The organism is Pseudofrankia asymbiotica, from assembly GCF_001983105.1.
In the GTDB taxonomy this organism is placed as follows: domain Bacteria; phylum Actinomycetota; class Actinomycetes; order Frankiales; family Frankiaceae; genus Pseudofrankia; species Pseudofrankia asymbiotica.
The window spans coordinates 21,737-47,331 of record NZ_MOMC01000034.1 but is presented as its reverse complement, the minus strand read 5'-3'; the positions used below and the strand labels follow the sequence as shown (position 1 = coordinate 47,331).

Annotated in this window: 20 protein-coding genes; 10 read left to right on the top strand and 10 right to left on the bottom strand. The window is 72.3% G+C overall.

The features are described from left to right. The first annotated feature begins 119 nt into the window (after positions 1–119). The 3 genes from BL253_RS17470 to BL253_RS17460 are packed head-to-tail and all read left to right on the top strand — an operon-like array spanning position 120 to position 2,717. Positions 120–1,187 (top strand): type III polyketide synthase, encoded by a 1,068-nt coding sequence (locus tag BL253_RS17470; RefSeq protein ID WP_076818183.1) that lies wholly within the window; start codon positions 120–122, stop codon positions 1,185–1,187. Then, complete coding sequence (locus BL253_RS17465; protein ID WP_076818182.1) at positions 1,181–1,702, top strand: isoprenylcysteine carboxyl methyltransferase family protein; 522 nt, start codon at positions 1,181–1,183, stop codon at positions 1,700–1,702. The genes BL253_RS17470 and BL253_RS17465 overlap by 7 nt, the downstream gene beginning before the upstream one ends. After that, positions 1,695–2,717 (top strand): NAD(P)/FAD-dependent oxidoreductase, encoded by a 1,023-nt coding sequence (locus BL253_RS17460; RefSeq protein ID WP_076818181.1) that lies wholly within the window; start codon positions 1,695–1,697, stop codon positions 2,715–2,717. The genes BL253_RS17465 and BL253_RS17460 overlap by 8 nt, the downstream gene beginning before the upstream one ends. Before the next feature lie 53 nt (positions 2,718–2,770). On the opposite strand, the gene BL253_RS17455 is transcribed toward BL253_RS17460, so the two are convergent. After that, the gene (locus BL253_RS17455; RefSeq protein ID WP_076818180.1) at positions 2,771–4,255 is read right to left on the bottom strand and encodes an MDR family MFS transporter; all 1,485 of its coding nucleotides are present in this window, start codon (positions 4,253–4,255) and stop codon (positions 2,771–2,773) included. A 100-nt stretch (positions 4,256–4,355) separates the two neighbouring features. Between BL253_RS17455 and BL253_RS17450 the strand changes: the two genes are divergently transcribed. Beyond that, positions 4,356–4,958: a TetR/AcrR family transcriptional regulator gene (locus BL253_RS17450; protein ID WP_076818179.1), complete on the top strand. Its 603-nt coding sequence runs from the start codon at positions 4,356–4,358 to the stop codon at positions 4,956–4,958. A gap of 2 nt (positions 4,959–4,960) precedes the next feature. Here the strand turns inward: BL253_RS17450 and BL253_RS17445 are convergent, their stop codons facing one another. Next, entirely contained in the window at positions 4,961–6,505 is a 1,545-nt protein-coding gene (locus tag BL253_RS17445; RefSeq protein ID WP_076818178.1) for a carboxylesterase/lipase family protein, read from the bottom strand. Positions 6,506–6,749: 244 nt separating this feature from the next. Here BL253_RS17445 and BL253_RS17440 point away from each other — a divergent pair, with 244 nt between their 5' ends. Then, positions 6,750–7,781 carry a helix-turn-helix transcriptional regulator gene (locus BL253_RS17440; RefSeq protein ID WP_076818177.1) on the top strand — a complete coding sequence of 344 codons (1,032 nt, stop codon included), beginning with the start codon at positions 6,750–6,752 and terminating at the stop codon, positions 7,779–7,781. Between the two features lie 107 nt (positions 7,782–7,888). On the opposite strand, the gene BL253_RS17435 is transcribed toward BL253_RS17440, so the two are convergent. Both BL253_RS17435 and BL253_RS17430 read right to left on the bottom strand, forming a co-directional pair. Next, on the bottom strand, positions 7,889–10,048 hold the full coding sequence (locus BL253_RS17435) for an acyl-CoA dehydrogenase family protein (protein ID WP_076818176.1): 2,160 nt from the start codon (positions 10,046–10,048) through the stop codon (positions 7,889–7,891). A 122-nt stretch (positions 10,049–10,170) separates the two neighbouring features. Next, positions 10,171–11,196 carry an MBL fold metallo-hydrolase gene (locus BL253_RS17430; protein ID WP_076818175.1) on the bottom strand — a complete coding sequence of 342 codons (1,026 nt, stop codon included), beginning with the start codon at positions 11,194–11,196 and terminating at the stop codon, positions 10,171–10,173. 380 nt (positions 11,197–11,576) lie between these two features. Between BL253_RS17430 and BL253_RS17425 the strand changes: the two genes are divergently transcribed. Then, the gene (locus BL253_RS17425) at positions 11,577–12,524 is read left to right on the top strand and encodes an acyl-CoA thioesterase domain-containing protein (RefSeq protein WP_241834883.1); all 948 of its coding nucleotides are present in this window, start codon (positions 11,577–11,579) and stop codon (positions 12,522–12,524) included. Between the two features lie 389 nt (positions 12,525–12,913). Beyond that, positions 12,914–14,023, top strand: a complete 1,110-nt coding sequence (gene hpnH / locus BL253_RS17420) for an adenosyl-hopene transferase HpnH (RefSeq protein WP_076818174.1) — start codon at positions 12,914–12,916, stop codon at positions 14,021–14,023. Between the two features lie 72 nt (positions 14,024–14,095). Here the strand turns inward: hpnH and BL253_RS17415 are convergent, their stop codons facing one another. From BL253_RS17415 to BL253_RS17405, 3 genes are read right to left on the bottom strand one after another with little or no spacing between them, the layout of a single operon-like run. Next, positions 14,096–15,262 (bottom strand): acyl-CoA dehydrogenase family protein, encoded by a 1,167-nt coding sequence (locus tag BL253_RS17415; protein ID WP_076818173.1) that lies wholly within the window; start codon positions 15,260–15,262, stop codon positions 14,096–14,098. Further along, on the bottom strand, positions 15,255–17,414 hold the full coding sequence (locus BL253_RS17410; protein WP_076818172.1) for an ATP-binding protein: 2,160 nt from the start codon (positions 17,412–17,414) through the stop codon (positions 15,255–15,257). The genes BL253_RS17415 and BL253_RS17410 overlap by 8 nt, the downstream gene beginning before the upstream one ends. Positions 17,415–17,463: 49 nt before the next feature. Further along, positions 17,464–19,116 carry a carboxyl transferase domain-containing protein gene (locus BL253_RS17405; RefSeq protein ID WP_076818171.1) on the bottom strand — a complete coding sequence of 551 codons (1,653 nt, stop codon included), beginning with the start codon at positions 19,114–19,116 and terminating at the stop codon, positions 17,464–17,466. 527 nt (positions 19,117–19,643) lie between these two features. Here BL253_RS17405 and BL253_RS17400 point away from each other — a divergent pair. The 3 genes from BL253_RS17400 to BL253_RS17390 all read left to right on the top strand — a co-directional run bounded on the left by BL253_RS17400 (position 19,644) and on the right by BL253_RS17390 (position 21,512). Then, the gene (locus BL253_RS17400; protein WP_076818170.1) at positions 19,644–20,795 is read left to right on the top strand and encodes an inorganic phosphate transporter; all 1,152 of its coding nucleotides are present in this window, start codon (positions 19,644–19,646) and stop codon (positions 20,793–20,795) included. A gap of 49 nt (positions 20,796–20,844) precedes the next feature. After that, positions 20,845–21,105 carry a hypothetical protein gene (locus tag BL253_RS17395; RefSeq protein WP_076818169.1) on the top strand — a complete coding sequence of 87 codons (261 nt, stop codon included), beginning with the start codon at positions 20,845–20,847 and terminating at the stop codon, positions 21,103–21,105. Between the two features lie 98 nt (positions 21,106–21,203). Further along, a complete protein-coding gene (locus tag BL253_RS17390; RefSeq protein WP_076818168.1) occupies positions 21,204–21,512 on the top strand; it encodes a DUF3349 domain-containing protein in 309 nt (102 codons plus the stop codon). An 88-nt stretch (positions 21,513–21,600) separates the two neighbouring features. Here BL253_RS17390 and BL253_RS17385 read toward each other — a convergent pair whose 3' ends face one another. The 3 genes from BL253_RS17385 to BL253_RS17375 all read right to left on the bottom strand — a co-directional run bounded on the left by BL253_RS17385 (position 21,601) and on the right by BL253_RS17375 (position 25,454). Continuing rightward, positions 21,601–22,953: a Kelch repeat-containing protein gene (locus tag BL253_RS17385; protein ID WP_081438406.1), complete on the bottom strand. Its 1,353-nt coding sequence runs from the start codon at positions 22,951–22,953 to the stop codon at positions 21,601–21,603. After that, positions 22,950–23,516, bottom strand: coding sequence for a SigE family RNA polymerase sigma factor (locus BL253_RS17380; protein ID WP_081438405.1), 567 nt, complete (start codon positions 23,514–23,516; stop codon positions 22,950–22,952). Before BL253_RS17380 ends, BL253_RS17385 begins: the two co-directional genes overlap by 4 nt. A 279-nt stretch (positions 23,517–23,795) precedes the next feature. Continuing rightward, positions 23,796–25,454 (bottom strand): HNH endonuclease, encoded by a 1,659-nt coding sequence (locus tag BL253_RS17375; RefSeq protein ID WP_076818253.1) that lies wholly within the window; start codon positions 25,452–25,454, stop codon positions 23,796–23,798. Between the last annotated feature and the right edge of the window lie 141 nt (positions 25,455–25,595).

Here is a 25,595-nt window from a genome sequence, read left to right as displayed (position 1 = left end):
GTGGTCACGGTGAGGCTCCAAGTCAGGCTGCAGGCACCAGGAAGTCCACGGATCAGCGAGCGCCTCGGCGGTACCGCGGGCGGGCCGGTCATCTGCCGAGCGTAGGCGGAGGCCATGCGGTGAACAGAGCGACGACCATCGCGTCGGTACGCGGCGTCCTTCCCCCACATCGATATCCGCAGGCACAGCTCACCGAGTTGTTCGCCCAGCTGTGCCTACCCGATTCCGCATCGCGCGCCGTACTGACTCGGCTGCACAGCAGCGCCCGGGTCGCCACCCGCCACTTGGCCCTGCCCATCGACCGGTATGCCGAGCTGGACGGATTCACCGCGGCCAACGACGCGTTTCTGTCAGTGGCGGTGGATCTCGGTTGCGAGGCCGTGCTCGGTGCGCTCGCCGACGCCGGCCTCGAGCCCGCCGAGGTGGATCTGATGATGTCCACGACCGTCACCGGGATCGCGGTGCCCTCCCTCGAAGCGAGGATCGCCGCCCGGATCGGGCTGCGGCCCGACGTCAGGCGGGTGCCGATGTTCGGTCTGGGGTGTCTGGCGGGCGCGGCGGGAGTAGCTCGGCTGGACGACTTCCTGCGCGGCTGGCCCACGTCGGTCGCGGTGCTGGTGTCGGTCGAGCTGTGCTCGCTGACCGTGCAGCGCCAGGACCCGAGTGTGGCCAACATGATCGCGTCCGGGCTGTTCGGCGACGGCGCCGCCGCGGTCGTGGCCGTCGGCGCGGGCCATCCACGCGCGCCCAGCGGTCCCCGGGTGGTCGACACGGTCAGCCACCTGTACCCGAACTCCGAACGCGCCATGGGATGGGACATCGGCGGCACCGGCCTGAAGATCGTCCTTGGCGCGGAGGTGCCGGACCTGGTTCACACCTACCTCGCCGATGACGTCAAGCAGCTCCTGTCACGGCACGGGCTCGTGGTCGGCGACATCGCGCGCTGGATCTGCCACCCCGGCGGGCCGAAGGTCATCGAGGCCATCCAGATGGCGCTCGGCCTCGACGACGACGACCTGGCGATGACGTGGCGTTCACTGAACCGGATCGGCAACCTGTCCTCCGCCTCGGTGTTGCACGTGTTCGCCGACACCCTCGCCGAACGGCCGGCGGCTCCCGGCGACTGGGGCGTGCTGATGGCGATGGGCCCCGGATTCTGCGCCGAACTGGTGCTCCTGCAATGGTGAGCGAAGTCTGGTACACGGTCCTGGTCGGGCTCGTCGCGCTCGAGCGGCTGGCGGAGCTCATCGTCGCCAAGCGCAATCTGGCGTGGAGCCTGTCGCGTGGCGGCCGCGAAAGCGGTTTCTCCCACTACCCGTTCATGGTCGTGCTCCACACCGGCCTCCTGGCCGGCTGCCTGCTGGAGGTCTGGCTGCGCGGCGATGACTTCCGGCCCGCGCTCGGCTGGCCGATGCTGGCGCTGGTGCTCGCCGCRCAGGCGCTGCGGTGGTGGTGCATTCGGACGCTCGGGCATCAGTGGAACACCCGCATCGTGGTCGTGCCGGGGCTGCCCCGGGTCACCAGCGGCCCGTACCGGTTGTTCGCGCACCCGAACTATGTCGCGGTCGTCGTCGAAGGGTTCGCCCTGCCCCTGGTGCACACCGCGTGGATCACCGCCGCGGTCTTCACGGTGCTCAACGCCGCGCTGTTGGCTGTCCGGATCCGAGCCGAGACCGACGCGCTGCGGTCGGCCCATGCGTGACGTCGTGGTGGCCGGCGGCGGACCGGCGGGACTCGCGGTGGCCTTGGGCTGCGCGCGGGCGGGCCTGGACGTCGTGGTGTGCGAGAAGCGCCGCGGGGTCATCGACAAGGCGTGCGGGGAAGGGCTGATGCCGGGCGCGGTGCGCGCGCTCGCCGCGCTCGGCGTCGACCCGGCTGGCCACGTGATCGATGGGATCACCTACCGGCAGGGCGCCACGGTCGCGCACGCCGCATTCCGCGACGGGCTGGGCCGCGGGGTCCGGCGCACCGCCCTGCACGACGCGCTGCGCGCCGCCGTCGATCAGCACGGCATCCCGGTACTGCCGACCCCCGTCACCGAGATCGACCAGTACGCCGACCACGTGCGGGCCGGTGAGCTGCGCGCCCGGTACCTCGTCGCCGCCGACGGCCTGCACTCCACCATCCGCACCATGGTGGGACTGACCGCGAACGGCCGCGCGGGGACACCGCGGTGGGGTCTGCGCCGGCACTTCGCCATGCGGCCGTTCAGCGACTCGGTCGAGGTGACCTGGGCCCAGCGTTCGGAGGCCTACGTCACCCCCGTCTCGGCGGACACGATCGGCGTCGCGGTGCTCTCCTCGGTCCGGGGCGGCTTCGCCGACCAGCTCACCGCCTTCCCCGAGCTGGCCGCCCGACTGGCCGACGCGCGGCCCGTCTCCGAGGTCCGGGGCGCCGGGCCGTTGCGGCAGCGGGCCTCCGGCCGGGTCGCGGGCCGGGTGCTGCTCGTCGGGGACGCCGCCGGTTACATCGACGCGCTGACCGGCGAGGGTCTGGCGGTGGCGCTGGCCGCGGCGGCCGAGCTCGTGCGATGCCTGCTCGCCGACCGGCCCGGCGACTACGAACGCGCGTGGGCCACCACGTCGCGGCGGTCGAGATGGCTGACCGCGGGTCTGCTGTGGACCCGGGGCCGCCCGGCACTCGCGCGGCTCATCGTGCCGGCGGCCGCACGGGCGCCAGGACTGTTCACCTTCGCCGTCGACCAGCTCGCCCGCTGACGCCTCCCACCGGTGCCGTTCCCGCTGCCCATACCGTGACGCCGGGACCCGGGCTATACCGCGACGGCTGGCTCGGCCTCCGCCGGCTCGGGGGTGGCGGACGCCTGGGTGACGCCGGGCAGGAGGAGGCAGACGGGGACCGCGGCCGCGGTGAAGGCGACGGACCACCAGAAGGCGTCGCCGAAGGCGCCGGCCAGGGCGGCCTGGGTATGCGCGCCAGCGGTGGCGTGTTGCAGGACCACGGCGAGGACGGCGACGCCCATGGAACCGCCGAGCTGCTGGGTGACGCGGATGACGATGCTGGCATGCGGGATCTCGGCGTGGCCCAGGCCGACGTAGGCGGCACCGGTGAGCGGGATGGTGGCGATGCCCGTTCCGGCGCCGCGCACGAGCAGCGCCGCCAGCAGCAGCACCGTGCTGGTGTCGGCGGTGACGAAGGCGAAGGGCACGGTACCGACCGCGATGGCGGCGAATCCGACCAGGCCGACCCAGCGAGGCCCGTAGCGGTCGGTGTACTTCCCAGCCAGCCGGCGGGAGAACAGCGCGCCCACGCCCTGCGGAATGAGCAGGAGGCCGGCGCCGAGGGCGTCCTCGCCGCGGACCTGCTGCCAGTACAGGGGCAGCAGGAACAGCGCGCCGTAGAGGGTGACGCCGAGCAGGAAGCCGACGGCCGCCGAGGACGCCAGGGACCGGTGGTGGAACAGCCGCAGGTTCACCAGGGCGTCCCCCGCACGGGGTAGTGCCCAGGCGACGAAGGCCCCGACCAGCGCGACACCGGCCAGCAGCGGCAGCAGGACCTCGGCGCTGGCGAAGCCGGCGCTGCCCTCGACCCGGGACAGGCCGTAGATGACGGCGGCGGCGCCGGGCGAGAGCAGGAGCAGGCCGACGACGTCGAGGCGGGTACGGCTGCCGGGCGCCGGCCGGTCGTCGGGCAGGTTGCGCAGCGCGAGCCAGCCGCCGACGACGCAGAAGGGGACGTTGACCAGGAACAGCCAGCGCCAGTCGCCCAGGTGCAGGATGATCCCGCCCAGCACCGGGCCGAGGATGGGGCCGAGCGAGGCGGGCAGCGAGATGGTCGCCATCACCCTGCCGACGTTGCGGCCGCCGGCGGCCTGCATGATCATGGTGATCATGAGTGGCATCATGACCCCGCCGCCGATGCCCTGCAGGACGCGGAAGACGATCAGGCTGGGCGCGCTCCACGCGACCGCGCACAGCATCGACCCGGCGAAGAACACGCCGAGGGCCAGGATCCACAGCCGCTTGCCGCCCATCGCCGACTGGGCCCAGCCGGCGATGGGGATCGTGACGAACATCGCCAGCAGGTAGCCGGTGCTGACCCACTGGATCGTCGACAGCGAGGCGTGCAGCTCACCGGCGAGGTCATTGATCGSGACGCTGACGATGGTGGTGTCGAAGACGACGGCCAGCGTGCCCACGATGATGGTGAACGCCGTCCGCCACACGGCGGGGTCGACCCAGTCCGCATCCACATCCGCCGACGCGGGCGAGGAGTCGTTCCTGCTCGAAGCGCTCACACACAGCCACCTAGGATACGCAAATGTGTCTTAATGGCTCCGACGCTAACTGGGCCAAAGCAAGACACACAAGTGTTTCTAAGGTGGAGTGAGGGAGACCATGCCAGAACGGCGCCGCGGCGCGGTGCTGGAGGAGGCACTGCTGGATGCCGCCTGGGACGAGCTGGCGGAGAACGGCTACGCCAGCTTCACCATGGACGCCGTCGTCCAGCGCGCCGGCACCAGCCGCCCCGTGCTCTACCGCCGCTGGTCCGACCGCCACGAACTCGTCCGGGCCGCGGTCACCCGCGCGCTGAGCCGCGCCCACCTCGACATGCCCGACACCGGAAGCCTGCGCGGCGACGTCCTCGCCCTCATGCGCGAGATCAACGCGACCCGGGTCCAGTTCGCCACGATCCTCAGCGTCCATCTGGCCGGGTACTACCAGGAGACCGGCACCAGCCCGGCCGACCTGCGCGACCTCGGCGCCGCTGGCCGGGAGAACTCCATCGACATCCTGTTCACCCGGGCCGTGGACCGCGGCGAGATCAGGCCGCAGCACCTCACCCGTCGCCTGAAGTCACTGCCCTTCGACCTCCTGCGCTACGAGTTCTTCATGACCCTGACCGCCGTGCCCGACCACGCCCTGGAGGAGATCGTCGACACGATCTTCCTCCCTCTCGTGCACCGCCCCGACCTGAGCGAACCGCTGACCTCGGACTRAAGCTAGGCGCCGATCAGTGGGAGGGGCGGGAAGGAACAGTCCCGCCAGATCGACCGGGATCGGTCCTCCGGGTAGGTCGTGACGGCCGAGGGGCTGTCGAAGACGTGGGTGAGCCGTCGGTCGAKGTCGTAGGCCGGCCAGCCTGGGTCACCGTGGGTGGCGAACCTGGTCCACGCGGTCCGCATCCCGGCGGACAACGCCTCCGCCTCGGGGGTGGGACGCTCGCCGATCAGTGCGGCGGGTTGGCCGCTGGTGAGGTTGCCGAAGACGAGCGGCACGTCGAGGCCGTGGCAGGCGCCGAAGACGCCGCCCAGGCCCGGGGCCGCCCAGGCCAGCTCGTAGACGTGCGCGTGGCCGCCGCCCGCGACCTGCGCCTCGGCGAGGTGCAGGGTGGGCATCCGGAACAGCCAGTCCGAATGGACCAGTTCGTACAGCTGGTCGGGGCCCGCCTGCGGGTAGGCGTCACGGTAACGGCCGGCTCCGTCCGGGCCGGGCGCGAAGATCCGCAGGGCCTCCGCCGCCTGCTCAGGCGTCACCTCGCCGAGCAGGCCGGTGACGGCGGTGAACAGACGCTGCTCGTCGCGGGTGTGTCCGGCGAGCAGACCGACGCCCCGGCTGGAGCCGCTGGCCACGGCCTCCCACGGAGTGGTCGGCAGGACGTCGCCGTCGACGACGGGGGCGAACAGGATCGACCGGTGCGCGGCCTGGCCCCAGCGCCCGGCCCGCTCGGCCATGCTGGCGGCGACCATGTCACCCGCGACGACCAGCAGCGCCGGCTCCACGCCGGCGAGGTCCGCGACGGTGGGACGCAGTCCCATCTCGTCGGCGCAGGCAACCGCGACGTCGGCGGCGAGCGTCCTGGAGAAGTACGTGCCCGGCACGCTCTGGGCGACGGCTCGGCGGAACAGCCCGGACGCCCGGGGCATGGCCAGCAGGGCCGCGACCGATCCGCCACCGGCCGACTCGCCGAAGACCGTGACCTCGTCGGCGTCACCGCCAAAGGCGACGATGTTGTCGCGTACCCATTCCAGAACCGCGACCTGGTCGAGCAGGCCGCGATTGGACGGCGCTCCGGCGATCTCCGCGAAGCCCTCCGCGCCGAGGCGGTAGTTGAACGTCACGACGACGACCTGGCCGTCGCGGGCRAGGTGGCCACCGTCGTACTCGGGCGAGCTGGACTTACCGAACACGTAGCCACCGCCGTGGATCCACACCATCACCGGAAGCCTCGCGGCGGGGTCGGGGTCGGGCGACCAGACGTTGACCGTCAACCAGTCGTCGCCCGTCGCGCCCTGAGCGGGCGAATCCGGCGCGAGCATGTCGGTCTGCGGGGGCGGCGGGCCGTACGACACGGCCGGCCGTACGCCCTCCCAGTCCTGTGGCGGCCGCGGCGCGGCGAAGCGGAACCCGCCGACCGGCGGCTCGGCATAGGGCACGCCGCGGAAGACCGCCAGGCCCCCCTCCCGGCTACCACGCAGGGCCCCGCCCGCCACGCGGACCTCGGGCGCGGGCCCCGCGAAAACAGATCCGGCGGCGATGCCTGTCATGGTCCTCCCTCAACAGCCCTGTGCGCTCGATCGCGCCGTAGGTCACCGCATCCTCACGTGGAATCAAGTTCCCTCGCCAACCATTTATTGATGAAATCGTCGGCGAAGACCGCCTCCCCGGTCCGTGAGGGGTGCACCTTGGGCTCGCGCGCGGCCCTGGCCTCCTCGAGGTGGTTACGTCATGAGACCAACACTAGAAGCCCTATAGGAACGTTCGGTTCCTATAGGTGGGACGATCCTCGACATGCTTGAGACGTCGTCCCGGCTGCTCGCGCTGCTGGCACTGCTGGAGTCGCGACCGAACTGGACGGGATCGGAGCTGGCGGACCGACTCACGGTCACCACCCGCACGGTCCGCAACGACATCGACCGGCTGCGCGACCTCGGCTATCCCGTGGACGCGGTCCGCGGGCCCGCCGGCTACTACCAGCTCGGCGTCGGGGCGAAGCTGCCGCCGCTGCTGCTGAGCGACGAGGAGGCGGTGGCCGTCGCGATCGGCCTGCGCGCGGGTCGCGGTGTCAGCGGGATCGAGGACAGCAGCGCGCGGGCGTTGCGGAAGCTCGAGCAGGTGCTTCCGCATCGGTTGCGACGTCAGGTGAACGCCCTGCGCGAGGCGATGTCGGAGGGCCCGGCGAACACCGGCGGCAACGTTCCGGACCCGGTCGTGGACTCGGCGATGCTGGCGACGATCGCCGGGTGCATCCGGGACCGCGAGCTGCTCCGCTTCGACTACACCGCCCCCACCCGCGCGGACGACTCGCCGCGGCGCAACGACGCCTCGGCGCCCTTCGGCGACCGGCCCGTCCTCGTCGAGCCATACCGGCTGGTGAGCTGGGAACGGCACTGGTACCTCGTCGCCCGCGGCCCCGAGACCGGCACATGGCACACCTACCGCGTGGACTGGATCGCGCTCCGGGACGCGACCGGCCGCCGGTTCGCGCCGTCCGAGCTGCCCGGCGGGGACTACCCGAGCTTCGTGCTGCGCGACGTGGCCAAGGCCGGGTGGAAGGTGCATGTGCGGATCACCGTCCACGCGCCGGCCGACGAGGTGCTTTCACGGATCAACCCGACCGTCGGCGTGGTGGAGGCGATCGACGACTCCACCTGTGTCCTCGTGACGGGCGGGGACAGCCTGGAGATCATCGCGGTCTACATCGGCATGCTCGGCCACGACTTCACGGTCACCGAACCGCCCGACCTGATCGAGCACCTCCGCGTGCTCGGCAACCGCTACCTCAGAGCCATCCAGCCCTTGGATCATGAGGAGAGGGGCTGATGCGACGCGTCCGCCGCCCGGTTAGGGGCCCGCTTCAGGAAGCCACGACCGCAGGACTGTGGGTCCTCCGGTCGTGGCCGGTGTCGGGTTGCCTCGGCGGCGGGGCGTTACTTCAGCAGCGGGTCGCGGGGCAGGCCGAGGATGCGCTCCGCGATCTGGTTGCGGGTGATCTCGGACGTGCCGCCGGCGATCGTCATGGCGCGCCAGCCCAGGGCGCCCCGGCCCGCCGCGGCGCCCAGGCCCTCGAGGAACGCGGCGTCGGGGCCGGCGAAGGCGACGGTCAGCGCGGCCGCGGACCCGGTGTGCTCCGCGAGCGCGAGCTTGGTGACGTTGCCCTCGGGGCCGGGCTCGCCGCCGGCGACCGCCCGCACGGCGCCGCGCAGGTTGAGCTGGCGCAGCGCGAGGCCCTCGGCGACGTGCCGGCCGACGCGTTCGGCCGCGGCGGGGAACGCGTCGGGGTCGGCCTTGTACAGCTCGACGACGTCGGCGGACGCCGGAGCGCCGATCCCGCCGCCGATGCTGACCCGCTCGTTGCCCAGGGTCGCGCGGGCGACCTTCCAGCCCTGGTTCGGCTCGCCGACGACGTCCGCGTCGGGGACGAACACGTCGGTGAGGAAGACCTCGTTGAAGTGGCTGTCCCCGGTGGTCTGGCGCAGCGGGCGGATCTCGACGCCCGGATGCTTCATGTCGATGATCATCATGGTGACGCCGGCGTGCTTGGGGGCGTCCGGGTCGGTGCGGACGGTCGCGAGGCCGCGCCGGCAGTACTGGGCGAGGCTTGTCCAGACCTTCTGGCCGTTGATCACCCAGCCGCCGTCGACCCTCTCGGCCCGGGTGCGGATCCCGGCGGCGTCGGAGCCGGCGGCCGGCTCGCTGAACAGCTGGCACCAGATCTCCTCCTGGGTGAGCGCCTTGCGCACATACCGGTCGATCTGGTCCTGTGAGCCGTGCTGGACGAGGGTGAGGATGTTCCAGCTGGTGATCCCGTAGCTCGGGCGCTGGACGCCCGCGGCGGCGAACTCCTGGTCGATGACGAGCTGCAGGCCGCCAGAGGCCGCGAGGCCCCAGGGCTTCGGCCAGTGCGGCTGGATGTAGCCGGTGTCGATGAGCCGCTCGAGCTGCTCCTTCTCCGGAAGAGCGGCGACCTCCTGGGCGAAGGCGCGGACGTCCTCGCGGGCGGCCTCGACCTCGGCCGGCAGGTCCAGCGTCGACGCGYGGCTCACCCCCGCCGCGGCCAGCGCCGCGACGTCGGCGGCCGCCGCGTCGGTGCCGAGCACCGCCGCGAGCGTCGTCGCGCGGCGCAGCAGCAGGTGGGCGTCGTGCTCCCAGGTGTAGCCGATGCCGCCGTGGACCTGGATGTTCAGCGAGGCGTTGCCGGCGAACGCCGCCAGGGCGAGCGCGGCGGCGCTCGCGGCGGCGAGCTCGACCTCGTCGGCCCCCGCGCCGTCGACGGCGGCGCGGGCCGCGTCCCAGACGGCCGCCGTGCCCAGCTCCGCGGCGACGAACATGTTCGCCAGGTGGTGCTTGATGGCCTGGAACATGCCGATGGGACGGCCGAACTGCTCGCGGACCTTGGCGTACGCGGTCGCGGTCTCGACCGTCTCCAGGGCACCGCCGACGGCCTCGGCCGCGAAGATCACCCGGGTGAGGGCGGTGGCCACGCGGCGGGCGCCGGGCAGGACGCCGGCCACCTCCACCCCGTCGAGCCACAGCCGCGCGGAGCGGCGCGCCGGGTCGAGCGCCTTCGGGACCTCCACCGTCAGCCCGTCCGCGCCCGCCGGCACGAGGACGACGTCGTCGCCCACCGCCAGCACGAACAGCGTGGCGAGCCCCCCGCCGATGACCACTCCCCCGGACCCGGACAGCCTGCCGTCCGCGAGCGTCAGCTCGCCGAGCAGCCCGACGGCCCCGACCGTGTCGCCGGCGGCCAGCCCGGGCAGCAGGCGGGCCCGCTGCTCCGCGTCCCCGGCCGCCGCGATGACCGCGGCGGCGGCGACGGTCGGCACGAACGGGCCCGGAGCGGCGGCGCGGCCAAGCTCCTCGACGACTACCACCAGCTCCGGCAGCCCGGCACCGCCGCCGCCGTGCTCCTCCGGCAGGTGCAGGCCCAGCAGGCCGAGGTCCGCGAACTCCTTCCAGAAGGCCGGCAACGGCGCCTCGTCAGCCTCGAGTAACGCGCGGTTCGCGGCCCGCGCCTCGTGGGACGTCAGGAACGCCCGTGCCGTGCGGGCAAGCTCCCGATGCTCCTCGGTGATCGCGATCGCCATGACATGGCCCTCCGATTCTCTTTCCGCCGCACCTCCGACGGAACGTGACCCGTCAGACGCTAGGGCGGTTAGAACATCGTTTCATCTGATGGGCCGGCCGGCCAGCTGGCGGTCGTGGACCGTCAGCCGGCGGTGAGCTCCCAGGTCGGCGGGTCGCCGTCGAGCTCGCGGACGACGCCCCGGTGCTCCAGGGCGCGCAGGTGCGCGAAGCCCTCGGCGAGGGCGGCCCGCTTCATGAAGCCCTCGACGTCGTGCCAGGGGCGTGACCAGGTCATCCGCTGGCAGATCGCCCAGGCGGTCGTGACGCCGTCGCGGATCGCGGCGATGATCTCGGCGAAGCGCTGGTCATGGTGCGCGCGCAGCTCGGCGAGCCGGGCGGGCAGGTTCGCGATGCGGTACTCGTGCGCCGGCAGCGCCTCCTGGGCCGGGTAGGCACCGACCTTGTCGAGCGAGGCCAGATAGTCGCCGAGGGGGTCGTCACCCTCGACCGGTGAGAACGGGATGTTGGGCGTGATGCGCGGCAGCACGTGGTCACCGGACAGCAGCAGCTGGTTCGCCGGCTCCCAGAAGCACAGGTGACCGGGCGAGTGGCCGGGGGTCCAGATGGCGCGCAGGTCCCAGCCAGGCACGTCGGGGCGCTCGCCGTCCTCGATCAGGACGTCCGGCAGCGCGGGCGCCGGAAACGCGCCCGCCGGCGGCAGCGCCCGCGTCATCGTGGCGATCTCCTCCGTCGGCACGCCCGCGCGCACCAGCAGCCGAGCCATGCCGGCGCGCAGCTCGGTGGGATCCCCCGAGAACCGCTTGAGCATCCCGACGTCGGCCGGGTGCAGTGCCACCCAGGCGCCCGACTCGTCGCGGATCCGCTTGGCGAGACCGTAGTGGTCGTTGTGCATGTGGGTCGCCAGCACGCCGCGGACATCACCGATGCGGTAGCCCGCGATCGCCAGGCCCGCCGAGAGCGCGCCGTAYGCCTCCTCGGTATCCCAGCCGGCGTCGACGATGTAGCCACCGGCGTCGGTCTCGAAGAGGTAGACGAAGACGTGGCGCAAGCCGATGGACGGCAGCGGGACGGGGATGCTCCACAGGCCGGGCCGCAGCCGTTCCACGGGCGGTAGATCCACGCTCGGTGGCTGCGTAAGCGACGTCATCGGTAGGGCCCTCCTCCACGGCGCGACTCCGCGCCCAGGCCCCGGCAATCCACGGCCGCGCCCGGGTCCGACACGGGCCCGCCCCCGGCCGGACGCCACGGCATCGGCGGCCCCCGGCCAGTAGATCATCAGTCAGGAATATCTTCACCGTACTCTTGCGTAAACTCCGGATTCCAGAGAACCGGAATCCAGTCCTCCACAATCACCGACGGTGGGCCGGGCACGGACTGGTGACGCCGCGCACAGAACGATGGCGCCGGGCGAGGACCACTTGCGGGCCGCGACGGCCGCCGTGTACGACGGAACGACGTCTTCCGGTTCGTCCCGCTTCTCCGCTGGTCCTCCAGTGGATCTCTCCCGCACCTCGCAAGGAGGCAGGCGTGTCCGACGAGGTGCTGGTCGAGACAGCCCCGGTCCGCCCGGCGCCCCCAGGCGGACAGCCCTCGCCCGCGCCGGGCGAACAGCCCGCGCCGGCGGAGATCGACGACGACGGTCCGCCGTGGGCCTACTTCCGTCAGCTCGACGACGGCCGCTACCTGCCCGGCCGGTTCGCCAGCGGCGTCTGGGGAGCGCGGACCATCAGCGGCCGCATCCTCGGCGGCCTGATCGGGCACGTCCTGGAACAGGAGCAGGCCGAGCCCGGCTACCGGCTCGCCCGCCTCACCGTCGACATGTTCCGATCGATCCCCTCCGCGCCGCTGGCGGCGACCACCTCGCTGGTCCGGGCCGGTGGGCGGATCCGGGTCGCCGATGTGCACGTCAGCCACGACGGCGTGCCCGTCACCCGCGCGACAGCGGTGTTCCTGCGCCCGTCGAGCAACCCGGACGGCGAGATCTGGCACGCCGACCGGGGCGACTGGCCCGCGCCGGCGCTGGGCTCCCCCAACCCGGAGCTGCAGGCGGGCTCGCGCGCCGACGTCCGGCCGATGATGCCCAGCGTCACCCTCACCACCGTGCTGGGCCCGACCCCGGGCGTCGAGCGGGGCGGCGTGTGGCTCCGCGAGCTGCGGGAGGTCGTCGAGGGCACGGCCCTGACGCCGCTGGTACGGGCGGTGCTGTGTGCCGACATGACCAGCCCGACGACCCATCGCGGCACCGGCGGCATCCAGTACATCAACACCGACTTCACGCTGACGCTCGTCCGCGAGCCGGTGGGAGAGTTCTTCGGCGTCCTCGCCGAGGACCAGTACGCCGTCGGCGGCGTCTCCTTCGGCCAGGCGACCATCCACGACGCCGCCGGCCTGCTCGGCGCCTGCGTCACGACCACGCTCGCCAACCCCGGCAAGGCCAACCCGGCGCGACTCCCGGACAACCAGCGACCACGCTGACCCGCCGCGGAGGCGTCGATCGTTTCGGCCGCCAGGCGGGCCGGGGCCCGTACCGCTCTCCCGCGCGGGTCCTACGCGCGGCCGTGGAGGGCCAGCAGGCGGTCGACCAGCGTGTCGACGTAGGCGGGGGTCACCGGACCAGCGCCACCGCGTTGATTCACGACGCTGCCAGCGGCCGGACACGAAATTCACCGAACCACGGGAAACCGAAAACGTCCGGCGCCACGGACGTACCTGCGCCCGCCCGACGGAAACGGTGTTCGCGACATCCCTCCCACGACATCCTTACACCCGGCGCCGCCGAAACCCCTCGCCTAGGGTGACCGGACAAAGGGCAATGCGCGGCCGCCACGACGGACGGCTGATGAGCAGCGGCGGGAAGGGCGTAGATGAGTATTCCCCGGCGTCAGGCGATCAAAATCGGCGCGTACATTATGAAGCAGCGGCTCGCGGGCCGGAAGAAGTTTCCGATCACGCTCGAGCTGGAACCGCTGTTCGCCTGCAACCTCGCCTGCGTGGGCTGCGGAAAGATCCAGCACCCGGCGGACACTCTGAAGCAGCGCATGCCGGTCGAGCAGGCGCTGGCGGCGGTGGACGAGTGCGGCGCGCCGGTGGTGTGCCTCGCGGGCGGCGAGCCGCTCATGCACCCGCAGGTCGAGGAGATCGTCGCCGGCCTGGTGAAGCGGAAGAAGTTCATCTACCTGTGCACCAACGCCCTGTTGCTTCCCAAGAAGATCGACAAGCTGCGGCCGTCGCCGTACCTGTCGCTCGCCGTGCACATCGACGGCCTCGAGGAGCGTCACGACGCGTCGGTGGCGAAGCAGGGTGTCTTCGCCCAGGCCGTGGACGCCATCAGGGACGCGCAGCGGCGCGGTTTCCGGGTCACCACCAACACGACGTTCTTCAACACCGACACCCCGCAGACGGTGATGGAGGTGCTCGACTATCTCAACAACGACCTGAAGGTCGACGGGATGATGCTGTCGCCGGCCTATGCGTACGAGAAGGCGCCCGGCCAGGACAAGTTCATGGGCGTCGAGGAGACCCGGAAGCTGTTCCGTGAGGCATTCGCCGGTGGTCGCCGCGACCGCTGGCGGATCAACCACTCACCCCTGTACCTCGACTTCCTCGAGGGCAAGGTCGACTTTCCCTGCACCGCGTGGGGAATTCCGTCCTACTCCCTGTTCGGCTGGCAGAAGCCCTGCTATCTCATGGGCGACGGCTACGCCAGCTCCTACCAGGAGCTGCTGGAGACCACGGACTGGGAGTCGTACGGCCGGGGCCGCGACGCGCGCTGCGACAACTGCATGGCCCACTGCGGCTACGAGCCGACCGCGCTCTCCGCGACCATGGCGTCGCTGCGCGAGTCGATCCGCGCCGCCGGCAGCTCCGCCGCCCCGGCCCTGCTCGGCGGCAGGCGCAAGCACGCGACCGTGACCGTCCCCCGGCAGGAGTCCCCCGCCGCGGCGACCGACGCACCCCGGAAGATCGACGCGTAGCGCGGTCGGAACGCCCGCGCCGCTCCGCGCACCTCGGTCCCGCACCTCGGTCCCGAGCCGGGCGGGCGCTCGCTACAGACCCAGGTGGCGGGCTATGAGCATCTTCTGGACCTCGGAGGTGCCCTCGCCGATCTCCAGGATCTTGGCGTCGCGCCAGTGGCGGGCGACGGGGTACTCGTTCATGAAGCCATAGCCGCCGAAGATCTGCGTCGCCTCGCGGGCGTTCGTCACCGCGGCGTCGGAGGAGAACAGCTTGGCGATCGCCGCCTCCTTCTTGAAGGGCAGGCCGGCGAGCATTCGGGCGGCGGCGTCGTAGTAGGCGGTGCGGGCGACGTGCGTCCGCGCCTCCATCTCGGCGATCTTGAACTGGATCGCCTGGTAGGTGCCGATCGGGGCGCCGAACGCCTGGCGTTGTCTCGCGTACTTCACCGACTCGTCGACGCAGGCCTGCGCGAGGCCGACGGACAGCGCCGAGATCGCGATCCGGCCCTCGTCGAGGATCCGCAGGAAGTTCGCGTAGCCGCGGCCGCGCTCGCCCAGCAGGTTCGCCGCCGGCACCCGCACGTCGACGAGGGACAACGGGTGGGTGTCGGAGGCGTGCCAGCCGACCTTGGAGTACGGGGGCTCGGCGGTGAAGCCGGGCGTCGGCACCGGGACGATGATCGTGGAGATCTCGGCCTTGCCCGTCCCGGAGGCGTCAGCCTCGGAGCGGCCGGTGACTGCGGTGACGGTGACGACCCGGGTGATGTCGGTGCCCGAGTTCGTGATGAACGCCTTCGAGCCGTTGATCAGCCATTCGTCGCCCTCGAGGCGGGCGGTGGTGCGGGTGCCGCCCGCGTCGCTGCCGGCGCCGGGCTCGGTCAGGCCGAACGCGCCGAGCACGCGCCCGCTCGTCAGCTCCGGCAGCCACTGGAGGCGCTGCTCCTCGGTGCCGAACCGGTAGATCGGCATCGCGCCGAGCCCGACGCCGGCCTCCAGGGTGATCGCGACCGACGAGTCGACCCGGGCCAGCTCCTCGATCGCCAGGCACAGGGTGAAGTAGTCGGCGCCCTGGCCGCCGTACTGCTCGGGGAACGGCAGGCCGAACAGCCCCAGCTCACCCATCTGGGCGACGACCTCGTAGGGGAACGTCTTCGTCTCGTCATGGTGCGCGGCGACCGGGGCGACGACCTCGCGGGCGAACTCCTCGACGGTCTTGCGTAGCGCCTCCTGCTCGTCGGTGAGCCGGGTGTCAGGCATCGTGGCGCTCCTTACTGGTCAGCTCGGTGGTGTCCGGCTCGGCGCCGGCCGGTTCCGCGGCGCCGGTCGGTTCGACGACGGCGAGCAGGGCGTCGAGGTCGACCCGCGCGCCCACACCGACCAGGACGTCCTTGACCAGGCCCGCGACCGGCGCGGTGATCGCGTGCTCCATCTTCATCGCCTCGACGACGGCGAGCCGCTGGCCCGCGGCGACGGTGTCGCCGGCGGCGACGTCGACCGCGATGACCGTGCCCGRCATGGGGCTGCGGGCCTGCCCGTCGCCGGCCGCCGCCGCGGTCGCCCCCGGCTCGCGCACCCACTCCGCGAGCGGCCACGCGGCCCCGCCGGAGCCGACCCACAACACGCCGGAACTCGTGCCGGGGGTGGTGGGACCGTCCGCGACATGCCAGGTGGTCGTCACGCCGTCGAGCGTGACGAGCAGCCGTTCCGCCTCGGCGGCCAGGCCACCGCCGGCGACCGCGACGGACGCCGCGATCGGCGCCCGCTGGTCGATGCGTACCGACGCGGCGGCGGGGGTGCCGCGCACGTCCACCCGGCGGCGCGCGCCGCCACCCGCGTCGACCGTCCAGGACAGCCAGGCGTCGTCGCCGACCCGCCAGCCGGACGGGATGTCCCACGGGTCGACGATCGGTCCGGCCGGCCCGAGCCGTGACAGCTGGGCGAGCGCGTACACAGCGAGCGCCTCCCCCGGTGGCCCGCCGGCGGCTTCGGTGGCGCAGGCCGCGCCGGCCGTCGCGCTCGCCTGGGCGGGGCGGGCGGAGGCGGTCAGACCGGCGAGGTGGCGTTCGACGAGGCCGGTGTCCAGCGTGCCCGCGCGCACGTCGGGGTGGGTCAGCAGGGTGCGCAGGAAGCCGAGGTTCGTGGTCACGCCGAGCAGCACGGTGCCGGCGAGCGCCGCGTCGAGCCGGCGCAGCGCGTCCGCCCGGTCCGGCGCCCAGGCGATCACCTTCGCCAGCATCGGGTCGTAGTCGGACCCGACCGTCGTGCCGAGGGCGACCCCGGAGTCGACCCGCACCCCCTCACCCACCGGTTCCGTGAGGGCGAGGACCTCCCCGCCGGTCGGCAGGAAGCCACGGGCCGGGTCCTCGGCGTAGACGCGGGCCTCGGCGGCATGGCCGGACAGGACGACGTCTCGCTGGCGCAGCCGCAGCGGCTCGCCGGCGGCGACACGCAGCTGCTCGGCGACCAGGTCGACCCCGGTGACCAGCTCGGTGACCGGGTGCTCGACCTGCAGGCGGGTGTTCATCTCCAGGAAGTAGAAGGTCTCCGGCTCGTTGTCCGAGACGATGAACTCGACCGTGCCGGCCCCGACGTAGCCGACGGCCGCGGCGGCGGTGACGGCGGCGGCGCCGATCCGCTCCCGGGTCGCCGCGCCGCCGGGGTGCGCGGACAGCAGCGCCGACGGCGCCTCCTCAATGATCTTCTGATGGCGCCGTTGGAGGCTGCACTCGCGTTCGCCCAGGTGGATGACGTTGCCGTGCGCGTCCGCGAGAACCTGTACCTCGATGTGACGGGGCCGGTCGACGTAGCGCTCAAGGAACAGGGTGTCGTCACCGAACGCGTTCGCCGCCTCCCGCCGCGCCGACGCGATCGCGTCGCCCAGCTCGGCCGCCGAACGGACCACGCGCATGCCCTTGCCGCCGCCGCCCGCCGACGGCTTGACCAGCACCGGGAAACCGATCTCCTCGGCGGCCGCTGCCAGCGCCGCGGCGTCCATCCCCGGTTCGGCCCGGCCGGGCACCACCGGCACCCCGGCCTCGATCATCGCGCGCTTCGCGGCGATCTTGTCGCCCATCACCTCGACCGCCCGCACCGGCGGCCCGACGAAGACGATGCCCGTCTCGGCGCAGGCGGCGGCGAACGCGGCGTTCTCGGAGAGGAAGCCGTAGCCCGGGTGGATCGCGCGGGCGCCCGTCGCCCACGCGGCGGCCAGCACCGCGGCGGTGTTCAGGTACGACTCGCGCGCGGGCGCCGGACCGATCCGGACCGCGACGTCGGCCTCGCGCACGTGGCGGGCGCCGGCGTCCGCGTCCGAGTACACCGCGACCGACCGGACCCCGAGCTGCCGCAACGTCCGGATCACCCGAACCGCGATCTCCCCGCGGTTCGCCACCAGCACCGTGTCGAACATCGCCCCAGTCACCTGTCCATTCATCTCTGTTGTCTCCGCCGCGGCGGGTTCACATGCGGAAGACGCCGTAGCCGCGGTCGTCGATCGGGGCGTTCGCGGCGACGGACAGCGCCAGGCCCAGGACGGTGCGGGTGTCGGCCGGGTCGATCACGCCGTCGTCCCAGAGCCGCGCCGTCGAGTGGTAGGGRCTGCCCTGCGCCTCGTACTGGTCCCGGACCGGCTGGCGGAACGCCTCCTCGGCCTCGTGGCTCCAGTCCTGCCCCTTCGCCTCGAGCTGGTCGCGGCGGATCGTGGCGAGCACCGCCGCGGCCTGGTCGCCGCCCATCACCGAGATCCGCGCGTTCGGCCACATCCACAGGAAACGCGGCGAGTACGCCCGGCCGCACATCGAGTAGTTGCCCGCGCCGAACGAGCCGCCGATGACGACGGTGAACTTCGGCACCCGGGCGCAGGCCACGGCCGTCACCATCTTCGCGCCGTGCTTGGCGATGCCGCCGGCCTCGTACTCGCGGCCCACCATGAACCCGGTGATGTTCTGCAGGAACAGCAGCGGGATCGACCGCGCGTCGCACAGCTCGACGAAATGCGCGCCCTTCAGAGCGGACTCGGAGAACAGCACACCGTTGTTCGCGATGATCCCGACAGGGTGCCCGTGAATCCTCGCCGTGCCGCACACCAGCGTCGAACCGTACTCCCGCTTGAACTCCGCGAACCGGCTCCCGTCGACGACCCGAGCGATCACCTCGCGGACGTCGTACGGGACTCTCGCGTCGGTCGGGACGGCGGCGCCCAGCGTCGACGGGTCAACGGCCGGCGGCTCGGTCGGGACGACGTCCCACGGGCGCGGGGCGCGCGGGCCGAGCGCGCCGACGATCTGGCGGACGATGCGCAGCGCGTCGGCGTCGTCCTCGGCCAGATGATCGGTGACACCGGACGTGCGTGAGTGCAACAGGCCGCCGCCGAGCTCCTCCGCGGAGACGACCTCGCCGGTCGCGGCCTTCACCAGCGGCGGACCGCCGAGGAAGATCGTGCCCTGGTCGCGCACGATCACCGCCTCGTCGCTCATCGCCGGCACATAGGCGCCGCCGGCGGTGCACGAGCCGAGCACCGCGGCGATCTGCGGGATGTCGCGACGGGACATCGTCGCCTGGTTGAAGAAGATCCGGCCGAAGTGCTCCCGGTCAGGGAAGACCTCGTCCTGCAGCGGCAGGAACGCGCCGCCCGAGTCGACCAGGTAGACGCAGGGCAGCCGGTTGTGCAGGGCCACCTCCTGGGCTCGGAGGTGCTTCTTCACCGTCATCGGGTAGTACGTGCCGCCCTTGACAGTCGCGTCGTTGGCGACGATCACGCACTCCCGGCCGGAGACCCGGCCGATCCCGGTGATGATGCCCGCGCCCGGGGCGTCGCCGTCGTACATCCCGTCGGCGGCGAGCGGCGAGACCTCCAGGAAGGGGCTGCCACGGTCCAGCAGCCGGTCCACCCGGTCACGAGGCAGCAACTTCCCCCGCTCCACATGCCGGCGCACGGCGGACTCGGGGCCGCTGCGGGCCCCTTCGAGTTTCGCGCGCAACTCGGCGACGAGCCGCGCGTGCCGGGCCGCGTTCGCCCTGCCCTGAGCCGACCCCGCGTCGACCCCGCTGGTCAGCACCGCGCCCGCCGACGGCCCAAGCGGGTGGGACCCCAGGTTAGTGGTCGCTAACATGCCGCCAGGTTAACGCTCATTAACCTCGCGCGCCAGTACACCCGGCGGGGCGTGTTCACATCACCGACGGCGGACCCAGGCATGGCCCCCAGGACACCAGCATCCGGCCGGACTCCACCCAACCCGCGACGCGGCCAGTCCAGCCATCGACGAGCGACGAGCGACGGGCGACGAGCGGCGAGCGGCGAGCGGCGAGCGGCGAGCGACGCTGGACGACAGGGCAGGCACCGGCCAGAGAGATCACATTTCGGTGAGCAAAGGGGCACCTCGGTGCCATCCGGGAATCAGCCACCAGGACGCCGCGCCGCGACGACATCGAACGGCGACACATCGACCGAACCGGTCTGACCGCCGCCACTTTCTCGCGGTATACGGCGCGGGCCGTGAATCATGACGGACGGATGCGGCCATAAAACATTCCGCCGCATGAGCGACGGGCGAACTTGTGGTTACCGCCAGTTGACGGTTCCCCGCCCTGTTGCTCCACACGGTCGACAGCCCGGAGTAGACGGATCTATAACCGACGCGTGAGCGATGCGATTCTCGCGCTGGTAGTGATCACAGCGCTCGGGTTCGACTTCACCAACGGGTTTCACGACACCGGCAATGCGATGGCGACATCCATCGCGACCGGCGCGTTGCCACCGAAAGTGGCGGTGGCGCTGTCCGGCGTACTCAATCTTGTTGGCGCATTCCTGTCGCTGAGCGTGGCGGCCACCATCGCGAGCGGTCTGGTGGACACGCACCTCGTGACGTTGACGGTGGTTTTCGCCGGCCTGGTCGGCGGCATCACCTGGAACGTGCTCACCTGGTTCTTCGGCATCCCGTCCAGTTCGTCCCATGCGCTGATCGGCGGGATMGTCGGGTCGACCATCGCGGCGGCGGGCAGCCACGGCGTCCACTGGCACGGCCTGTTCTCCAAGGTGATCATCCCGGCCGGCCTGTCGCCGGTGATCGCGGTCATCATCTCGACGGTCGGGACATATCTGATCTATCTACTCAGCCGTAACGTGCCCGGTCGGGCCCGAAGTCACGGGTTCCGGATCGGGCAGATCGGCTCGGCCTCCATGGTGTCGCTGGCCCACGGCACGAACGACGCCCAGAAGACGATGGGCATCATCACCCTGGCGCTGATCGCGAACCACTCGGTGCCCGCCGACGCCGAGGCCCCGTTCTGGGTGATCCTCACCTGCGCGCTGGCCATCAGCGCCGGCACCTACCTGGGCGGATGGCGGGTCATCCGGACTCTGGGCAAGGGCCTGGTCGAGATCGACTCGCCGCAGGGCATGGCGGCCGAGTCCGCCTCGGCGGCGACAATCCTGCTCTCCAGCCACTTCGGGTACTCGCTGTCGACGACTCATGTCGCCACCGGCTCGATCCTCGGGACCGGCATCGGCAAGCGGGGCGCCGAGGTGCGGTGGCAGGTCGCCGGCCGGATGGCCACGGCCTGGCTGCTCACACTGCCGGCGGCCGGTCTCGTCGGCGCGGCCTGCTACGGCATCGCCGCCGGTATCGGTGGAACGACGGGCGTCGTGGTCGTCTTCGCCGCGATGATTGTCGGAGTGGTCTTCGTCTGGCTGCGGGCGCGCAAGAACAAGGTCGACCACCAGAACGTCAACGCCGACTGGGAGGGCCGCGTCGTCCCGGCTCCCAAGACCTCCGAGCCGGTCGGGGTCTGACCGACGCCATCGCACTCGCGACGTACTCACGAACTGGGAGCGATTGCTCGTGAACGACTGGATTGATCTGGACGCCCTCTGGAAGATCCTGGTGCTCGGCCTGATCTGCGGAGCTGGCCTGCCCGCCCTGTTCGCGATCGGCCTGCGCGCCATCAGCCTCTCCGGGTCCGGCACCGCGCAGCCCGCGTCCGCTGAGTCCGACCGGATCATCGGAGGCAACCCTCTGGGGATCGCGGCCGGTGTGCTGTGCTTCGCGGTCGTGCTCGCCGCGATCGCCTGGGGCATTTACCTCATCGTCAACAGCGGCTGAAACAGCACCTGAGCCGGGTGTCGCACCCGGTATTTCCCGGCGGCGCCAACGCCGGGGTGCATGACTGGCCCATGGCCCATGGAAGGGAATGTGACGGCATGGCGGTTCCGCGGTTTCTGGCCACGGTCATCGGGTGGCTGCGGGCCGGTTACCCCGAGGGTGTCCCGGAGCACGACTACGTCCCGCTCTTCGCGCTGCTCGCCCGAAAGCTGACCAGCGATGAGCTCACGACCGTCGCCGACAGCCTGATCGTCAGCGGTGGGCATTCACCCGACGCGGTGCACGCCGCGATCACGGCGGTGACGCATCAGCCTCCGACCGAGGGCGACCTCTCCCGCGTCGCCGCCCGGCTCGCCGCCGGCGGCTGGCCGCTGGCCGAGCCGGACCGCGAGACCCAGGCCGGCTAGCCCCGTCCTTTCGCGCGGTAGCCCCGTCCTTTCGCGCGGACCGTGGTTCCGCGGCGCAGCACGCTCGGCCTCGGCGCACCGGAGCGCCTCAGGGCGCGAGGATCTGTGTGCCGGGGCGGTCGGGGCGCCGGGCGGCGGTGAGTTTGTCCGAGGTGAGGTAGGCGTCGCCGGAGGAGGGGACGCCCGCGAGGACCTTGTCCGCGCCCCAGTCGGTGATGGGTACCCACTGCCCGCTGGCGGGGTCGAGGACCTGGGGGTCCCCGCAGGTCGGGACCGCGGCCGCGACCGTCGTCCCGGTGGCGAGGTCGCGCAGCGGCACCACCGAGCTGGGGCACAGGCTGGGCGGAAAGCCGGGGACGGGCAGTGGTGTCCAGGTCGCGGTGGCGACGTCGAAACGGGCCGCRCTGAGCCGGACGTTCCAGGGCGCGTCCACCTGGTTGACGGAACCCGAGACGGCGATGGCGCCCGCGCTCGTGGCCACCAGCGGGCTTCCACCGGAGTACTCGATGAGGCCGGGCCCCGGCGCCACCCGCCACTGGTAAGTGGCCGGGTCGTAGACGAGCGTCCGCTGCGCCGCCAGGTCCGGCTCCCAGCTCGTCCGGACCATCGGGTGGGTCCAGATGACGACCTTGCCGTCGACGACGACCGCATCGACCGGGACGAGACCGACGGCGACGGGTGCTGGCGGAAGCCTCGTCCAGGTCCGGGTCGCGGGGTTGTAGGCCGCGCCGTCCGTATACGCCTGGAGGTGGTTGTCCTTCGGGCTGGGACCCAGGTCGCGCGCTCCGCCCCAGACCACCACCTCCGCGCCGGTCCAGACGGCGACGGCGCCGGTACGTTGCTCGATGGGTGCCGGCGGCAGTTTCGACCAGGTCCTGGTCGTGACGTCGAAGGCCAGGTCGCCGCCAGCCTCGTGGACGGCGCCGTTGCCGGCCCCCGCGACCGAGCCGCCCCACAGGTAGATCGTCGTGTCGGAGACGGCGACGGTCGCGCTCGTCCACGTGGTGTCCGGGGCGGGGTAGCGGGCGCCGAGCGGCACGCCGACCGGATCGGACACCTCCGCGGTCCAGTGCGCCGGGTCGCGGCCGAGTACGACAAGGGAATGGCCGACGACGAGGGTCCGCTCGGTGTCGCCGAACGTCGACGGCCGCGACGGCAGCGACGGCCGCGGCGGCAGGTCACGCCACCGCCAGGCGTCGACGCCGGTCGCGGACGGCTCGGGCCGCGGCCCGCTGTCCTGCCTGACCGGCCCGGCGACCAGCGTCACGACAGCGACCAGCACGACAGCCACGCCGACCGCGGCGGACGCGATGGCGCCGGCGCGGCGACGCCGCCGGGCGCGGCGGACACGGGCCTGGACGAGGTCGGTGAGCCGCGCGTTCGCCGGCACCCGGTCGGCCGTGCGGCGCAGCAGGTCGGCAAGCTGCTCGTCGGTCATCATCGGCCGGCCTCCAGCATCGCGCGCAGGGTCGCCAGACCCCGGCTGGTCTGGCTTTTCACGGTGCCCACCGAGCAGCGCAGCTCGGCGGCGGTCTCGGCCTCGGTCAGCGCCAGGTAGTGCCGCAGCAGCACGGCGGCCCGCTGGCGCGGCGGCAGCTGGCGCAACGCCGCGACCAGCACGTCACGTTCGTCGACGAGCGAGGTCTCGTCGACAGGATCAGCCCGCTCGGTAAGGTCCGGCCGGTCACGGGCACGGGCGGCGGCGGGGTCGGTGCCGAGGTCGGGATCGGGGCCGGGTAGCCGCTCGCGCCGCCAGCGCGGGCCGCGCCACCACGACACGGACGTCGTCACCATCACCCGGCGCACATAGGCCTCGCGCCCGTCCGCCGTCACGTGCGCGCCCCGCAGCCAGGTCTTGACGAGCGCCGTCTGCACCAGGTCCTCGGCCTGTCCCGCGTCCCCGACGAGCAGGTAGGCGAACCGCGTCAGCCGTGTCCCGCACCGCCGCACGAACTCCGCGAAGTCCTCGTCCGCCAGGTCGCCATCCGCCAGGTCGCCTTCCACCGGCCGGGATCCCGTTGTCCAAGAACGGTCGTCCTCCCACGCGCTGTGTCCCTGCGCCCGCCCTCCCGTCGACGTCGCCACGCACCGCCCGCCTCCGCCTCCGCTTCTTCGGGGCCGCGGTCCGCGTCTCCCTGTCACTGATACGCGTTTCAGGCGCGGAAGGTTGCGTGCGAACACCCGAAGAATCGCTGGCAGGAATCGCCCGGCCTTGTCGCGGACCGCGGTCCGCGACCCGGAGCCTCCGCGTCACGGCTGAGGTGCGTCGTGGGGTGCGCCGCGCTACTCGCCCCCGACGGGAGTGGCGAGACCGCGGCGGCGTCGGGAGCGGCGGACCGGCCGCGACGCGCCGTTCCCGTCGGGCCGGTGACGACGACCGGTACCGCCATGCCCGGGCGTGGCAGGCGGGCGGGCATGGTCCGTGGCCGTCCGGCCGTGCGGGGCGCCGGAACCATCGCGCGCCGCGCGGCCGGCCTCGTTCCACCGATGCTGGGTGAGCGCGCAGATCGAGTCGGCGAGGTTCAGCCGGCCACCGTCGCGGGTGAGAATCGCGTCGTCGTCGAGGTGCCGGGTCGCGGCCGCGAGGACCTCGGGAGGCCGGGGGCCCGGGTCAACGACGGGAGCCGGCCGCACGACCCGTCCATCCGCCAGAGTCGCGACCACCAAGTCGTCGGCGCTCCGCTCGAGGGCGATGCCCTCGTCATGGACGGCTTGGTGGTGGCCGGTACACAGGATCGTCAGGTTGTCGAGGTCCGTCGCACCGCCGTCGGACCATTCCACCAGGTGATGGACCTGGAGCCAGCGGGTGCGTTCGCAGCCCGGGTACTGGCAGGTACCGACGTCGCGGGTATAGACCGCGTCACGCAGCCGTTGGCTGGGTAGCCGGCGGCGCCGGCCAAGGTGCAGCGGGTTGCCTTTGGTGTCGGACAGCAGCGTGCGCAGGAGGCCATCGCAGCCGAGTCGACGCAGCACCGACGCGGACAGGCCGACCCCAGGCTCGACATCGCCTCGTGACGGTCGACGGGCATCGGTTCRGCCGCCGGACAAGCCGGAAGGGCTGGAGGGGCCGGACGGATTGGAGGGGCCGGAGACAGAGGGGCCAGAGACGGAGGGGACGGAGGCGGAGGGGACGGAGGCGGCGCGGAGAAGGGTATTGACGTCCACGTGGACGGTGACCGTGTGCGACGGCAGCAGTAGGCCGGGCGCGGGCCGGTCCAGGAAACCCGTCGCGAGCGTCACGAGCGCGTCCGCGTCCAGCCGACGGTCCCGCGGCGCCGTGATCACCTCCCCGTCCGCCGGCACCCGGTCGGTCACATCCGGAGGAGGCGCCGTGGAGGTGTCCTCCAGACTCGCCCGCGCCGCCTCGATCGCGGTCACGAGCTGGGCGCCCTCCTCCGCTGGCAGCACCGCCGACAGCCGCAGCATCCCGTCCCGACCGGTCCGCCATGACACCCTGCGCCCCGCCCGCTGGCCAGCATGGTCACCGGTCAGCCGCTCGCAGGTGGCCGCGAGCCGCTCCAACTGCGCCGCCGTGCAGCACAGCGCATGGTTCAGCCACACCCGCTCGCTGGCTGGCTCGGCGACGCGAGCCACGGCCCGCGCCTTCGAATAGGACAGCCGCCCGGCCGCGAACGCGGCCCGCGTCGCCGGCAACATCTCCAGCGCGTGCCCGACCGACAGGTGCTCCCGGGCGGTACGCACCGCGAGCCCGCAACGCCACGCCAGCCAGTGCGCGCACGACGCGAACCCCTGCCCCGACCAGCCACCCCGCCGGTCGAACGCCGCCACCATCGCCAGCCAGCCGCACGTCGCCGCCGCGAGCCGGCCCGCCCATGCGACGATCTCCCCCTCCAGCGCCTCCAGTGGAGCGGCCTCCACGTCCACCGACAACACAGTCGACGAGGACGTGGTATCGGACACGGACATCGCGATCACGGACATCGCCACCACCACCCGGGGTCATGGGCCATCGACACGACCATGCTCCCACCCGCCACCGACAGTTTTTCACCATCGGACCAGCTCAGAGCCATGATCAAATATTCGGCGGCTCCCTGTCCCGCGGCATGGAGACAGCTCCGG